Raw genomic sequence first — 14854 nt, 5'->3', positions numbered from 1 at the left:
AGGTACCTCCCGATGGCTTTAATCACTCGAGCTCGAACCAAGCGCAAGCCGGTCGCCGAGATGAACGTAGTGCCTTACATCGACGTGATGCTGGTGCTGCTGGTTATCTTCATGGTGACCGCGCCGATGCTCAACCAGGGTGTGAAGGTTGATCTGCCCAAGGTTTCCAGCGAAGCCTTGCCCCAGGACAACAACACCCAGGTGCTGACCATTTCGATCAAGTCCGACAAGACCTATTACTGGAACCTTGGCAGCGAAGTCGACACTCAGAAGCAACAGGACAAGGCCCTGACCCTGCCGGCGATGACCGATGCGGTGACCAAGATCATTCGTTCGGGCAACGAAGGCGGCAAGCATACCCAGGTCTTTATCCGCGGTGACAAGGCGGTCGACTACGGCTCCGTCATGGGTGCCATGGGCGGGCTGCAGAAGGCCGGCGTCGGTAACGTTGGCTTGATTACCGAGGCGCCCTGATGCAGCAACAGCGAGAGCCGTCCGCCTCGGAAAGCTACTTCTGGCCTAGCGTCTGGGCAATTGCCCTGCACGTCCTGGTGTTTGGCATGCTGTTTGTCAGCTTTGCCATGACCCCGGACCTGCCGCCAGCCAAGCCGATCGTGCAGGCGACCCTGTATCAGCTGAAATCGAAAAGTCAGGCCACCACCCAGACCAATCAGAAGATTGCGGGTGAGGCCCAGAAGTCGGCCGCGCGCCAGACTGAAGTCGAACAGATGGAACAGAAGAAGGTCGAGCAGGAAGCGGTGAAGGCTGCTGCGGAACAAAAGAAAGAAGAGGCGGCTCAAAAGGCCGAGGAATCGAAAAAGGCTGACGAAGCCAAGAAGGCTGACGAGGCGAAAAAGGCTGATGAAGCCAAGAAAGCCGAGAAAGCTGCCGAAGCCAAAAAAGCCGAAGAGAAACAATTGGCTGATATAGCCAAGAAGAAATCTGAAGAAGAAGCCAAAAAGGCTGCCGAAGAAGAGGCCAAGAAACAGGCCGCTGAAGACGCCAAGAAAAAGATTGTCGAAGACGCGAAGAAGAAAGCCGCCGAAGACGCCAAGAAAAAAGCTGAAGCAGACGAGGCGAAGAAGAAAATCGCCGACGACGCGAAGAAGAAAGCTGCCGCCGACGCCACCAAGAAAAAGGCCCAGGAAGCAGCGCGCAAATCCGCCGAAGAGAAAAAGGCCCAGGCCTTGGCAGATTTGCTCTCCGACACGCCGCAGCGCCAGCAAGCCTTGGCCGATGAACGTGGTGATGAAGTCGCGGGCAGTTTCGACGACCTGATCCGGGCACGGGCAGCAGAAGGCTGGACACGTCCACCTTCGGCGCGCAAAGGCATGACAGTCGTGCTGCAGATCGGCATGTTGCCGGACGGCACCGTGACTTCGGTCAGCGTGGCCAAGGGCAGTGGCGACAGTTCGTTTGACAGTTCAGCGGTTGCCGCGGTCAAGAACATTGGCCGGTTGACCGAGATGCAGGGAATGAAACCAAGCGACTTCGCTCCCTATCGTTCATTCAAGATGACATTCACACCTGAGGATCTAGCCTTGTGAGAAACCTTCTTCGAGGAATGCTTGTCGTTATTTGCTGTATGGCAGGGATAGCGGCGGCGGATGAAAAGAACATCCTGGTCACCAGCGGTAGCGATCGGGCCACTCCAATCGCGGTAGTACCGTTCGGCTGGCAAGGCGGCAGCGTGCTGCCGGATGACATGGCCCAGATCGTCAGTGACGACCTGCGCAACTCCGGTTACTACGCGCCGATTCCGAAAGGCAACATGATCAGCCAGCCGAACCAGGCCAGCGAAGTCGTGTTCCGTGACTGGAAAGCCGTGGGCGCCCAGTACCTGATGGTCGGCAACATTGTGCCGGCCGGTGGTCGCCTGCAGATCCAGTACACGTTGTTCAACGTGGCTACCGAGCAGCAGGTCTTGACCGGCAGTGTCTCGGGTACTGCCGAACAGCTGCGGGACATGGCCCACTACATTTCGGACCAGTCGTTTGAAAAGCTCACCGGTATCAAGGGTGCGTTCTCGACACGCCTGCTGTACGTAACGGCTGAGCGTTTCTCCGTAGATAACACGCGCTACACGTTGCAGCGTTCGGACTACGACGGCGCGCGGGCCGTGACCTTGTTGCAGTCCCGTGAGCCAATCCTGTCGCCGCGCTTTGCGCCGGATGGCAAGCGTATTGCCTACGTGTCTTTCGAACAGAAGCGTCCGCGTATCTTCGTTCAGCACATTGATACGGGCCGTCGTGAGCAGATCACCAACTTCGAAGGCCTCAACGGTGCGCCAGCCTGGTCGCCGGATGGTTCGCGCCTGGCATTCGTGCTGTCCAAGGACGGCAACCCGGATATCTACGTGATGAACATGGCTTCGCGCCAGATCTCTCGTGTTACCAGTGGCCCTGGTATCAACACCGAGCCGTTCTGGGGTAAAGATGGTTCGACCATCTACTTCACTTCCGACCGTGGTGGCAAGCCACAGGTCTACAAGGCAAGCGTGGGTGGCGGTGGTGCGGAACGCGTGACCTTTATTGGTAACTACAACGCCAATCCTAAGCTTTCGGCTGATGAAAAGACGTTGGTGATGATTCACCGTCAGGATGGTTTCACTAATTTCCGGGTTGCGGCCCAGGATTTGCAGCGTGGAACGGTAAAAATCCTTACAGATACCAACCTTGATGAGTCAGCCACTGTTGCGCCCAACGGCACCATGGTAATCTACGCCACCCGCCAGCAGGGCCGGGGAGTCTTGATGCTCGTATCCATTAATGGACGCGTAAGGCTCCCACTTCCTACCGCTCAAGGCGAAGTCAGAGAACCATCCTGGTCCCCTTACCTGAACTGACGCGGCGCTACAAAAAGAAGTACTTAACACACTGGGGTTCATTAGGAGTTTCACGATGGAAATGCTGAAGTTTGGTAAGTTTGCTGCTCTGGCTCTGGCTCTGTCCGTAGCCGTTGGTTGCTCGTCTAAAGGCGGCGACAATGCCGGTGAAGGCGCAGCTGTTGATCCAAACGCTGGTTACGGCGCTAACACTGGTGCAGTTGACGGCTCCCTGAGCGAAGAAGCTGCTCTGCGCGCTATCACCACTTTCTACTTCGAATACGACAGTTCGGACCTGAAACCAGAAGCCATGCGCGCTCTGGACGTTCACGCGAAGGACCTGAAAGCTAACGGCGCTCGCGTTGTTCTGGAAGGTAACACCGACGAACGTGGTACTCGCGAGTACAACATGGCACTGGGCGAGCGTCGTGCGAAAGCCGTTCAGCGCTACCTGGTACTGCAAGGTGTTGCTCCAGGCCAACTGGAACTGGTTTCCTACGGTAAAGAGCGTCCAGTTGCTACTGGCCACGACGAGCAGTCCTGGGCTCAAAACCGTCGCGTCGAACTGCGTAAGTAATTCGTCATGCGAACGTGCCGTCGTGCTCTAACTGTATTGGCTCTCAGCCTCGCGCCGCTTGCGGTGTGGGCTGCGGTTCCTGTGGAAGATAGCAACTCTGGCTATAACAATAGCGGGAGCAGTTATCCGCCAGCAGGTTATGGCACGAACGGCGCCTATGCGGGGGGAGCGGCTACGTCCGCTCCCTCGGCACAGGGCGAACTGTTCAACCAGCTGCAACGCATGCAGGATCAATTGTCCCAGCAACAGGGCACCATTGAAGTTCTGCAGAATCAAGTGAACCAGCTGAAGCAAGAAGGCCTGGAGCGTTACCAGGATCTTGATCGACGCATTGGAGCCGGCGTTCAACCTGCCGCAACTCCTGATAATTCTTCTACCGGTGGTGCGCCAAGTGCCGCCGCCGGTGGTGCAGCAGCAGGGGCGGCTGCCAGCCAAGCCCCTGCCGCCAGCAGCGAACCGGGTGATCCGGCGAAGGAAAAACTGTATTACGATGCAGCCTTCGACCTGATTAAAGCCAAGGACTTCGATAAGGCCAGTAAGGCTTTTACCGCATTCCTCGGCCGCTACCCAAACAGCCAGTACGCGGGCAACGCCCAGTACTGGTTGGGTGAGGTGAACCTGGCCAAGGGTGATCTGCAAGCTGCCGGCCAGGCATTTGCCAGGGTCAGCCAGCTGTACCCCAAGCACGCCAAGGTGCCGGATTCGCTGTACAAGCTCGCTGACGTAGAGCGCCGCCTGGGTCATACCGACAAGGTCAAAGGCATTCTGCAGCAGGTGGTGGCCCAGTATCCGGGTACCTCTGCTTCCCAGTTGGCTCAGCGGGATCTGCAACGCTTGTAAGCAATGCAGCCCGTTTAGAAGAAACCCGCGCCTGGCGCGGGTTTTTTCGTTAGAATCCACGCCCTTTTATGAAACACGCTCCTTGGGGTCTACGCGCTGGCGGGGTCCCTTGAAGTGCCTGACGGAGGCGGACAGCCTGTTTAGCTGTTACGCCCGTGGCGACTATGCAAGACACATTACGCATTACCGAAGTTTTTTACTCGTTGCAGGGTGAAACGCGCACCGCTGGCCTGCCCACAGTTTTTGTGCGCCTGACCGGCTGCCCGTTGCGCTGCCAATATTGTGACAGCGCCTACGCTTTCAGTGGCGGCACTGTGCGCACCCTCGATGACATCCTGGAACAGGTTGCCGGTTATCGCCCGCGCTACGTCTGTGTGACAGGTGGCGAGCCCTTGGCCCAGCCCAATGCCATCCCTTTGCTTAAGCAGCTGTGCGACGCCGGTTACGAGGTGTCCCTGGAGACCAGTGGCGCCCTGGATATTTCCGCGGTAGACCCACGTGTCAGCCGCGTGGTCGACCTCAAGACCCCGGACTCCAAGGAGTCGCACCGCAACCGCTACGAGAACATGGACTTGCTGACGGCCAACGATCAGGTCAAGTTCGTTATCTGTTCCCGTGACGATTACGACTGGGCGAACTCCAAGCTGATCCAATACGGCCTGGATCGTCGCGCCGGCGAGGTGCTGTTCTCTCCGAGCCACCACGACCTGAATGCTCGTGACCTCGCTGACTGGGTCGTTGCGGACAACCTGCCGGTGCGCCTGCAATTGCAGCTGCATAAATACCTTTGGAACGACGAGCCGGGACGCTGACATGACTGAATCAACCAATGATCAAAAACGCGCTGTAATCCTGCTGTCCGGTGGCCTCGACTCCGCCACCGTGGTGGCCATGGCCCAGGCCGAAGGCTACAGCTGCTACACCATGAGCTTCGATTACGGCCAGCGCCACCGCGCCGAATTGAACGCCGCCGCTCGCGTCGCCCGCGACATGGGCGTGGTCGAACACAAAGTGATCGGCCTTAACCTCAACGGCATCGGCGGCTCCGCCCTTACCGACAGCAGCATCGACGTGCCAGAAACCCCAGGTGAAGGCATCCCGGTCACCTACGTGCCTGCACGCAACACCGTATTCCTGTCCCTGGCCCTCGGTTGGGCAGAAGTGCTCAAGGCTCGTGACATCTTTATCGGCGTCAACGCGGTGGATTACTCGGGCTACCCGGATTGCCGTCCTGAGTTCGTCGAATCCTTCGAGCGCATGGCCAACCTGGCGACAAAAGCCGGTGTAGAAGGGCAGGGCTTCCGAATCCTGGCGCCGCTGCAAAACCTGAGCAAAGCCGACATCGTGAAGGCTGGCGTAGGACTTGGCGTGGATTATTCGCTGACTGTTTCCTGCTATCAGGCAGACGATGACGGCCGTGCCTGTGGGAAATGTGACAGCTGCCGACTGCGTGCAGAAGGCTTCCAAGCGGCCGGAATTACTGACCCAACGCGTTATTTCTGATTTATTTCAAATAAGGTGTTGAATAATCCTTAGAAATCAGTATTATACGCGCCACCACACAGCGGGTCGTTAGCTCAGTTGGTAGAGCAGTTGGCTTTTAACCAATTGGTCGTAGGTTCGAATCCCACACGACCCACCATTTTTGGCGGTTTAGAAAATCCGGAAGGCCCACGCAAGTGAGGATTTCCGGGTTTTTTTTTGCCTGCGATTTGGTGGTAGTACGGAGCTGGAAGGTTTCGGAAAAGCCAAAACCTGTAAGGCATGCAGCCGTGGCTGGTCGCCCGAATGCGTTTGCAGCTAGTTAGCAGTCACCTTGGCGGTGATCACTCAAATCTCCCTGGAGTATTTTGAGTTATCCATCCCTGAATATATTCCAATACCCGATACGCACCGTCAGTGGTCTCTGCTAAGTCGATTGGACACGCTCCGCCAAGATAACCATTGGGTTGCTCCAACCACTTGAATGCAGCCGCTCGGCTTCCGCGAACGGGTATTGCCAGGTCCAGAATACGCTGTAGCAACTCAGGTTGTGCGTACCACGACTCCGGCTTTATGGTCGGACGCTTACCAGGAATGACCCGAGGTAGCTGGCAGGCGGCGAGTTCGTTCGTGTTGATGTGGCGACGGGTCCAGTGTGCAAGCTTCACTAAATCCGCGTTAGGCCGACGTTGACAATCAGTTGTCGGAATCACCACTCCGACGAGAGTGTTTGTGTGGGTTCTGATCATGTCTAACGCTGGGGCAATATCGGTATCGTTGGTGACGATTACCGCATGGTCAATTTGGTTGGTTATCGCATCGTGGTAGGCATGCAGCGCCAAGTTGACGTCACTTTGCTTCTCCTCAACCTTCCAGGCCTGTAGTTCCTGGCAATCCCGCGGCTGCCGGTTAGGGGTCTCGGCATCAACTATTTTGACCTTCATTTTATTGACGGCGTAATAGCCTTCAACCAAGTTGATACGTCCGTCATAAAGCTTGCGCAGAGCGGTGTGATAGCGGGCTTGAGAAGAAACCGAGTCAACGGACCTGGCCACCGACTCAAGAATTTTGGCTGTGAAGAACTGGATTGACGGATTATCGACAAGCTTCGAGGTACGGGATTGGCCCTGCTGGTCCTGAACCAGAATCGACGGGAGAATCTGACTCTCAAACAGCTGAATCAAATCCAGCCACTTATACGGTGTGCCCCGCAGGCAGCCGTAGTAGAAGTTGTAACCGTCGATATAGATGCGCGTGCGTAGAGGTGCTGATTCAGGCTTTCCCTGCATTTCAGGTTCTCCAGAAACGAAAAAACCGGCTTTCGCCGGCTTTTTCCCCCTCCAACCAGATGGTCGAGCCACACTGGTCATGAGGGTTAGTTGTTGGGCAAATTATTGCGTAAGCGACTGTCTGGTGCAACCTCGATTGATCAAATTTGATCAACGGTGGTGGTCACAAAAGGTAGGCGCTTTTCTGTCCCAAGTACTACCTATTAGATTGTTACCAGGCTTGTTGATTTGGTAGCGAGACGCCTACTCCTTCACCCCGGTCGTGGCACTTAAGGCCACTTAGCCCGAACATCAGCTTGAGCATCATTGAAGGCTCCGTGCTGTACTCAGTACATCTGGATAGTGGCGGTAATCCATGATCGTCCCATCATGGTTTTTTGCCTGCGATTCCATCGCTGCTGTGGCTGATATCCATGGCTTCGGTCTATCCTTCCTCGCTGGTCGTATGGGCTAGGGCGTACCGGGGAGAGGCGAGTGGTACCGGCGAAGGCGTGTGGCAAATAAGTTGATCAGGCTGCGAGGTGTTGCGAATGGATAGAACCCATCGTCCACTCTCTGCCAGAGAGGTGTGCGAGGTGCTGCGCGAGGTCACTTGGGGTCGGCGCGTCATGACCGCGGTGGGGTGGCAGTTGTGGGACCACATGCATGCCGGCCATGTAACTGTCGACGTCGACGGTTGGCGTCTCTCGATTTACAACGACTGCGGTGCGTTGGGCTACTGCCAAGCGTGTATCTGCCCGGCCGGGCGACGCTGGTCGTTCGGCTCAGGTGACAGGTATGGGACGGATCCGGTGGCGTTGCTGTCCACGTGGGAGCATAAAACCCTGGAAGGGCTGCTGAAGGTCGCTGGCAGAGACTGCCCTGGATGACATGCCTCGCTCGTTGATGTGAGAATCATTACCAATTATTATCGGCGCTTCTTTCGGGGGGCGAGTAGTGAGTGATGATCGTCTAGGGCTGCTTTATGCAGAGCACAACAGGTGGCTGAAGGGTTGGCTTTATCAGCGCCTGGGCTGCAACAGCCAGGCGGCGGACCTGGCGCAGGATACGTTCCTGCGCATCCTCACTTCCCAGCGTAGAACCGGCGAAAAGCTGATCCTGGAGCGCCCTCGCGCGTATTTGGCGACGGTGGGGCAGCGCCTGGTCTGCGACTATTTTCGTCGGCAGTCGCTGGAGCGCGCCTATCTCGAGATGCTCGCCACGCTGCCCGAGGCATTTGCGCTCTCACCACAAGAGCAGTGGCAGATGCGTGAAACCTTGCTGCAACTCGACGCCATGCTCGATCGCCTGAAACCGGTGGTACGTACGGTGTTTCTGCTGGCGCAGTTGGATGGCCTGACCTACCTGCAAATCGCTCATCAGCTGGGTATCGGCGAGCGCACGGTCAAGCGACATATGGCCAGCGCCTTCGAAGCCTGCATCCTGCATGACGTGGGATTTTGATGCCCGCTCAAGCCCCCATCAGCCGTGACGTCGCACGCCAGGCCGCGCATTGGTTGGTGCTTATGCACGAGCAACCGCTGAGCGCCGCGCAGCAACTGGCCTGTACCCGTTGGCGTGCCGCCGACCCTGAGCATGAGCGGGCCTGGCAGCGCGTGCAGCATGTGCAGCAACAGCTGGGTGGCCTGCCCCCCTCGATTGCGATTGGCACCCTTAACCGTGAGCGGCGCCAGGTGCTGAAGGCGCTGCTGGTGCTGGCGACGATAGCGCCGGCGGGCTACTTGGGTTACCGCATCGTGGGGCAGCAGGGTTGGATGGCCGATTACCGTACGGCCATTGGTGAGCGTCGGCAGCTGACGCTCGCGGATGCCAGTGTGGTCAACCTGAACACCGACAGCGCCATCGATGTGAGTTTTGATGCCGGCCAGCGCCTGATACGTCTAGTGCGCGGCGAAATCGTCATCACCACGGGGGTCGACCAGCGCCCGTTGCGAGTGGTCAGTGCTCAAGGTGTCATGGAGCCCTTGGGGACGCGCTTCGCGGTGCGTCAACTCGATGGCGTCACCCAGCTCGCGGTGTTGCAGGGGCAAGTTCGCGCCACGCCCGCGCAAGGGGCGGCGCAGGTTGTCGAGGCTGGGCAGCAGTTGTATTTCAGTGCGGCGGCATTTGGGCCATTGCGCCCGGCCAGCGCGCTGGCGACGGGGTGGACCCAGGGCCAGTTGGTGGCCGAAAACCTGCCGCTGCGCGACTTCCTGCAAGAGCTGGCGCGGTATCGCCCAGGTCGCGTGTATTGCGATGACAGCGTTGCAGGCCTGCGTATCAGCGGTGGCTTTCAGCTCGACAATACCGACGCCATTCTCGCCGCGCTGCCCACCACGCTTCCCGTGGCTGTGAGTTATCGCACCCGCTACTGGGTCACCATCAAAAAAGCCTGACCTCTATTTGGCCCGTTTTTTTGCGGCGCTCGTCCTTAGTTGTGAATCGCTACTCACCATAGGACACCTTGCTCCATGACGCTTTCCACTATCCCGCGCGCTGCCCGGGGCCGCACGTTTGCCGTGTCGTTGCTTACCCTGGTTCCGGCCCTGGCCTTGGCCATGCAGCCACTGTGTGCCTGCGCTGAGGGCGCTGCCCATACGTACAGCGTTCAGCCTGCAAGCTTGAGCCAGGCCCTGACCGGGTTCAGCGCCCAGGCCGGGATTACCGTGCAATTTGTGCCTGCGCTCACTGAGGGCTTGGTTTCGCCGGGCCTGGAGGGTGACTACAGCGTCGAGCAAGGCCTGGCCACGCTGCTCGGCGGTGCCGGGCTTGCAGCCGTCAAGTTGGGGGAGGGGGTCTATGGGCTGGTCCAGACCCGTGGTGATGCAGGCACGATGACCCTTCCGGATATCGCTATCCAGGGCCAGCGCGCGTCAATGGACGGCTCGCAGGCGGCCGGCTATGTGAGTGAAAACATCAGCAGCGTCGGCGCTTTGGGGGCGATGAAGTTGCAGGATACGCCCTATTCCATGAGCGTCACTTCCCAGGCGCTGCTCAAGAACATGCTGGCGACGTCTACCGACGATGTGCTCAAGCGCAACCCGTTCACCCAGCTGTACTCGCCCAAAAGTGCGGGTTATGCCAGTGCTGTGACCATTCGTGGTTTCGGTAGCTCGGCCAGCCTGAATATCGCCAACGACGGCCTGCGTTTCACCACGCTGGCCGATGCTGGCAACTTCATCGAGGACACCGAGCAACTGGAGGTGGTCACCGGCCTGACCGGTTTCCTGTACGGCCCGGCCTCGCCGGGCGGCTTGGTCAACTATGTGCTCAAGCGCCCGACCTATCAGCGCTATAACAGCGTCACGCTGGGCAATGCTGGTGGCGAGAACTACTACCTGCACGGCGACTTCGGTGGCCCGATCGACAGCGAAGGTAAATTCGCCTACCGACTCAACGTTCTGACCCAGGATGGCGAAACCGCGATGGACCTGCAAAAGCGCCGTCGCCAGATGGTCAGCCTTGCGTTGGACTGGAATATCAGCGACGACCTGCAAGTGCAATTCGACGCCTCCCACAAGGAAAGCCTGACCCGTGGCCTCACCAGCTACTGGTATTTTGTCAACGAGGCGTACCGCCCAGGCGCGTCGTCGCTGGATACCGATACGCTGTACAGCCAGAAATGGGCGTTCTCCAAAAACCAGACCGACAAGGCCGGCGCGAGGGTCAAGTGGCGCTTGAACGATGCGTTCAACCTGCGCGCTGCCTTCGCGGCGCAGCAATATACCCAGGAGTACACTTACACCGGTCCGCAGGTGGATGCGCCGAATCGATACACGCAGCCGCTGTACGCATTCGCACCGATCGAAACGCGCGAGTATTCAGGCTATCTGTTCCTCGACTCGCAGTTCGCGACCGGTTCGCTGGCGCATAAAGTCACCCTGGGTTATCAGGGTAATACCGCGCGTAGCCTCATGTACGAAGACCACACGCCGAGCCAGCAGCGTAGCTCGGTGACCGGCCCGGGCTTGTCCCTCGACCAGCAACCCCAGGTCAGCCAGCCGGGTTACTCCATCGGCCATGGCGCGCAACATGTCTCCAGTACCTCCGATACCCATAACCTGTTGATCGGCGACATCATCACCTTCAACGAGCAGTGGTCGACGATCCTGGGGGCTACCCGCACGCGCATCACGTCCTATAACAATGACTTCGCCACCTCGACCGCGCCGCGCAAAACCGAGTACGACAAGAGCACCACCTCGCCCAGCCTGTCGTTGATCTACAAACCCGTACCCTGGCTGACCACCTATGCCACCTACATCGAAGGCCTGCAAAGTGGCGGCATCGCGCCTTCTCGGGCGATCAATGCCGGGACAGCCCTGGCACCGCAGATCAGCGAGCAGTACGAGATCGGCGCCAAGGCCAGTCTGGGTGACACCCTGTTTACCCTGGCGCTGTTCAACATCGACAAGCCCAATACCTACACCAACTCGGCGCGTGTCTATGTTCAGGATGGGCGCCAGGAAAACAATGGCCTGGAGTTCAGTGTCACCGGCAAGGTCACCCCGCAGCTGACGCTCGTCAGCGGCTTTACCTTGCTGGACCCGAAGGTGAAAAAATCGGCGGTGGCGGCAAACGCCGGCAATGCGCCGATCAACGTGGCCAAGCAATTGGCCAAGGTTTACGCCGAGTATGACGTCGCCTCGGTGCCAGGCTTTGCCCTCACCGGCGGTGCGTTCTACACCGGCAAGCAGTATGCGGACGAGGCGAATAACTACACTTTGCCGTCGGTCACCACCTTTGATGCCGGCGCCCGTTACCACCTGCCGCTGGGGGGCAATGACCTGACGCTGCGCATGAACGTGAGCAACCTCACCGACAAGCATTACTGGCTCAACAGCAGTTACCTGGGGGATTCGCGCACGGTGGCGTTCTCTGCGCAGTTGGAGTTCTGATCGAAGCGTGTAGCCGATTGTTTTGATGGGTACTAAAGGTCCGGAAAGCCCCACGCAAGTGTGGGTTTCCGGATTTTTTTTGCCTGCTTGTTCAGCGGTAGTGGGGTGGCCGGCGCATCGCTCCGGTAAATATAGTATTTACTTGATTGTCCGATTGGCTTATAAAATAGCCAATAACACAAGGTGATACATAAAATCAATTCACCTGTAAAAATAACATTTCACAATGAATAAATACAACATTCTGCCCTTCATTGAAGAACGGTTTTAACCGTCCTTTTTGCTCCCACCAAGCTCGGGTACCTTGCATGACCACTCTCAAAGCTTTCACCAGAACCCTCCTGTTATCAGCCTCGCTGCTGGTCGGCGGCCTTACCGCCACCACCACTCAGGCCGCCACGCCTGCGCCTGTCATCTATGGCGGCTCGACCTGGTTCAGTAGCTTTCCAGTCTGGGTGGGCATTGATAAAGGCATCTTCAAAAAGAATGGCCTGGATGTGCAGTGGCAGCTGTTTGGTACCTCGTCGAGCCGCATGAGTGCGATGGTGTCCGGCAACCTGGATTTCGCCGCCTCCAGCGCGATTCCTGCGTTGTCGTTGATGGCAGCAGGCAGCAAATCATTCGAGGTGGTCTCGGAACCGGACTCCTTCGTGACCGTGCAGGGCGTGTTCACCAGCGGTGAATTCAAGGATATCCCCAGCCTCAAGGGCAAGAAGATCGGCGTCACTTACGCATCAAGCGGACACATTCTCATTCTTGACCTGCTCAAACAAGCGCAGATGGACCCGAACAAAGACGTGATGCTGCTGAACATGCCGACCCAGGAAATGCCAGCAGCCCTCAAGACCGGGCAGATCGACGCTGCCGTGGCGTGGTCGCCCACCTTCAATATCCTGCAGCAGCAGGGCAGCACACTGCTGGCGGACGACACCCAGTTCAGCCTCTACAAGCAATTCAAGATCGGCACCGGGCCGGACATCCTGATCGCCAGCCGCACCTACACCAAAGAGCATCCGAAGGAAGCCCAAGCGTTCGTCGACAGCTACATGGAAGCCATCGCGTTCATCAAGGCTCACCCGGAGGAAGCCGCGCAGTCCATCACCTCGCTGACCAAATTGCCGGTGGACGAACAACTCAAGACCATCAATGCCATCGAGTGGCACGACCTGGCCGACCAGAAGCAAACCCTGATCGAGGCCCACAGCTTCCAGCATGGCCTCAAGCAACTGGCCGCCTTTATGGTGGAGAACAAGCAGCTGTCCAAGGTTCCGGCCGTGGATGACTGGTTCAACACCTCGTTCGTCAGCCACGCAGAGATCCGCCCATGAGTAGCGCCAGCGCTCGCCCCTATGTGCCAATGGGCACCGGCCTCGTGTCGCGGCTGGTGATCGGTTTCGCCACTTTGATCATCATCCTCGCGGTCTGGGAAGCCGCCGTGAAGATGGGCTTCATTGAGGCCCTGTTCCTGCCGGCGCCGTCTGACATCTGGCACCGCGCCGTCGATATGACCGGCGACGGCAGCCTGATCGCCAACATTTTCGCCTCCACCCGCCGCGTCATGGTCGGCTTCCTGCTGGCCACCCTCGTTGCCGTGCCGCTGGGCATCGCGATGGGTTCGTCGCCACTGTGCATGGCGATCTTCAATCCGCTGCTGTCGTTCCTGCGGCCGTTGCCGTCGATGAGCTGGGTGCCGCTGTCGCTGTTGTGGTTTGGCATTTCCGAGTCGCAGAAGTACTCCATCGTGTTCATGGGCTCCCTGGCCCCGGCGCTGCTGTACATCATCGACTCCACCCGCAACGTTGACCCGCTGCTGATCCGCGCCGCCAAGAACCTGGGGGCCAAGCGCCACAACATCATGTTCGGCATCATCCTGCCGGCCGCGCTGCCGCAGATCATCACCGGCCTCAAAGTGATGCTCGGCATCGCCTGGACCTGCGTGATCTCTGCCGAGCTGATCGCCGCCCGTGAAGGCCTGGGCTTCATGATCATGAACGGCAAGGAGTACTTCCAGACCGACACCGTGGTGTTGGGCATGGTCATGATCAGCATCACCGTACTGCTCACCGACCTGGTGATGCGCATTATCGAGAGGAGGCTCGTATCGTGGCAGGACTGAACCCAATCATTGAGCTCGAAGGCGTCTCCAAGCGCTACGGCGACATGCTGGCGTTGGATAACGTCAGCCTGCGTATCGAGAAAGGCGAGTTCGTGGTGATTGTCGGCGCATCGGGCTGCGGCAAGAGCACCACCCTCAACATGATCGCCGGCTTCGACCATCCCAGCGAAGGGCTGGTGAAAGTCGAGGGTCGCCAGGTCACCGAAGTGAGCCCCAACACCGGCATGGTGTTCCAGCAGTACGCGCTGTTCCCGTGGCTGAGTGTGCTCGACAACATCGCCTACGGCCTGAAGATGAAGGGCATGAAAAAGGCCGAGCGCCGCGCCATTGCCCAGCAGTTTGTTGACATGGTGGGCCTCAAGGGCTTTGAAAACGCCTATCCCAAGCAGCTGTCCGGCGGCATGAAGCAGCGCGTGACCATTGCCCGGGTGCTGGCCAACGACCCGGCGGTGATGCTGTTCGATGAACCCTTCGCCGCGCTGGATGCGATGACGCGCCAAGTGCTGCAGGAAGAACTGGTGCGCATCTACGAGCAAAGCGGCAAGACCATCGTCTTCATCACTCACTCCATTGATGAGGCGCTGATGCTGTCGTCGCGCATCCTGATCATGTCGGCCCGGCCGGGCAAGATCGCCCAGGACATCGTCAACGACCTGCCGCACCCGCGTAACGCCGACGTGCAGTTGTCGGAGCAGTACCTGGCAATGAAGCAGAAGATTTGGAAGACCGTTCAGGGCGAGGTGGCTAAAAGTTTAGCGACGCGCTGACGAAGTTATCAGGCGTAGATCTGGGTTTGAAGGTCTGCGCCGGGGCTTTGCTCGTCCATAGCTTTTCAATAAAAACTATATT

15 protein-coding genes and 1 tRNA gene are annotated in these 14854 nt (G+C 58.4%); 15 read left to right on the top strand and 1 reads right to left on the bottom strand.

The window, feature by feature from the left end; genetic code table 11:
* Window positions 1-21 precede the first annotated feature (21 nt).
* The 8 genes from tolR (at window position 22) to ACLD1Y_RS11750 (ending at window position 5883) form a co-directional block, all read left to right on the top strand.
* Window positions 22-474, top strand: coding sequence for a protein TolR (tolR, locus tag ACLD1Y_RS11785; RefSeq protein ID WP_161634127.1), 453 nt, complete (start codon window positions 22-24; stop codon window positions 472-474).
* The gene (tolA, locus tag ACLD1Y_RS11780; RefSeq protein ID WP_429478160.1) at window positions 474-1547 is read left to right on the top strand and encodes a cell envelope integrity protein TolA; all 1074 of its coding nucleotides are present in this window, start codon (window positions 474-476) and stop codon (window positions 1545-1547) included. The genes tolR and tolA overlap by 1 nt, the downstream gene beginning before the upstream one ends.
* Before the next feature lie 17 nt (window positions 1548-1564).
* Window positions 1565-2845, top strand: coding sequence for a Tol-Pal system beta propeller repeat protein TolB (tolB, locus tag ACLD1Y_RS11775; protein ID WP_032865025.1), 1281 nt, complete (start codon window positions 1565-1567; stop codon window positions 2843-2845).
* Window positions 2846-2900: 55 nt separating this feature from the next.
* Window positions 2901-3401 (top strand): peptidoglycan-associated lipoprotein Pal, encoded by a 501-nt coding sequence (pal, locus tag ACLD1Y_RS11770; protein ID WP_003209827.1) that lies wholly within the window; start codon window positions 2901-2903, stop codon window positions 3399-3401.
* A gap of 6 nt (window positions 3402-3407) precedes the next feature.
* Window positions 3408-4241 carry a tol-pal system protein YbgF gene (gene ybgF / locus ACLD1Y_RS11765; protein ID WP_429478159.1) on the top strand — a complete coding sequence of 278 codons (834 nt, stop codon included), beginning with the start codon at window positions 3408-3410 and terminating at the stop codon, window positions 4239-4241.
* Between the two features lie 164 nt (window positions 4242-4405).
* Window positions 4406-5053, top strand: coding sequence for a 7-carboxy-7-deazaguanine synthase QueE (gene queE, locus ACLD1Y_RS11760; protein ID WP_105695406.1), 648 nt, complete (start codon window positions 4406-4408; stop codon window positions 5051-5053).
* A gap of 1 nt (window position 5054) precedes the next feature.
* Window positions 5055-5744, top strand: a complete 690-nt coding sequence (gene queC, locus ACLD1Y_RS11755) for a 7-cyano-7-deazaguanine synthase QueC (protein WP_429478158.1) — start codon at window positions 5055-5057, stop codon at window positions 5742-5744.
* Window positions 5745-5807: 63 nt separating this feature from the next.
* Window positions 5808-5883, top strand: a tRNA-Lys gene (locus tag ACLD1Y_RS11750).
* Between the two features lie 184 nt (window positions 5884-6067).
* On the opposite strand, the gene ACLD1Y_RS11745 is transcribed toward ACLD1Y_RS11750, so the two are convergent.
* Window positions 6068-7012, bottom strand: coding sequence for an antitoxin Xre/MbcA/ParS toxin-binding domain-containing protein (locus tag ACLD1Y_RS11745; protein WP_429478277.1), 945 nt, complete (start codon window positions 7010-7012; stop codon window positions 6068-6070).
* Between the two features lie 530 nt (window positions 7013-7542).
* On the opposite strand from ACLD1Y_RS11745, the gene ACLD1Y_RS11740 reads away from it, so the two are divergent.
* From ACLD1Y_RS11740 to ACLD1Y_RS11710, 7 genes are all read left to right on the top strand, one after another.
* Window positions 7543-7881 (top strand): DUF7693 family protein, encoded by a 339-nt coding sequence (locus tag ACLD1Y_RS11740; RefSeq protein WP_429478157.1) that lies wholly within the window; start codon window positions 7543-7545, stop codon window positions 7879-7881.
* Window positions 7882-7948: 67 nt separating this feature from the next.
* Window positions 7949-8455, top strand: coding sequence for a sigma-70 family RNA polymerase sigma factor (locus ACLD1Y_RS11735; protein ID WP_429478156.1), 507 nt, complete (start codon window positions 7949-7951; stop codon window positions 8453-8455).
* Window positions 8455-9387 carry a FecR domain-containing protein gene (locus tag ACLD1Y_RS11730; protein ID WP_429478155.1) on the top strand — a complete coding sequence of 311 codons (933 nt, stop codon included), beginning with the start codon at window positions 8455-8457 and terminating at the stop codon, window positions 9385-9387. The genes ACLD1Y_RS11735 and ACLD1Y_RS11730 overlap by 1 nt, the downstream gene beginning before the upstream one ends.
* A gap of 75 nt (window positions 9388-9462) precedes the next feature.
* On the top strand, window positions 9463-11889 hold the full coding sequence (locus ACLD1Y_RS11725) for a TonB-dependent siderophore receptor (protein WP_429478154.1): 2427 nt from the start codon (window positions 9463-9465) through the stop codon (window positions 11887-11889).
* Between the two features lie 308 nt (window positions 11890-12197).
* Window positions 12198-13217: an ABC transporter substrate-binding protein gene (locus ACLD1Y_RS11720; protein ID WP_429478153.1), complete on the top strand. Its 1020-nt coding sequence runs from the start codon at window positions 12198-12200 to the stop codon at window positions 13215-13217.
* Complete coding sequence (locus ACLD1Y_RS11715; protein ID WP_429478152.1) at window positions 13214-14005, top strand: ABC transporter permease; 792 nt, start codon at window positions 13214-13216, stop codon at window positions 14003-14005. The genes ACLD1Y_RS11720 and ACLD1Y_RS11715 overlap by 4 nt, the downstream gene beginning before the upstream one ends.
* Window positions 13993-14772, top strand: coding sequence for an ABC transporter ATP-binding protein (locus ACLD1Y_RS11710; protein ID WP_198913603.1), 780 nt, complete (start codon window positions 13993-13995; stop codon window positions 14770-14772). The genes ACLD1Y_RS11715 and ACLD1Y_RS11710 overlap by 13 nt, the downstream gene beginning before the upstream one ends.
* The last annotated feature ends 82 nt before the right edge of the window (window positions 14773-14854 follow it).

Origin of the sequence: Pseudomonas sp. 18175 (assembly GCF_050432925.1) — a bacterium.
Taxonomy (GTDB): Bacteria; Pseudomonadota; Gammaproteobacteria; order Pseudomonadales; family Pseudomonadaceae; genus Aquipseudomonas.
Note: the sequence above shows the minus strand (reverse complement) of the source record. Positions and strands in the feature narration are given on the sequence as shown.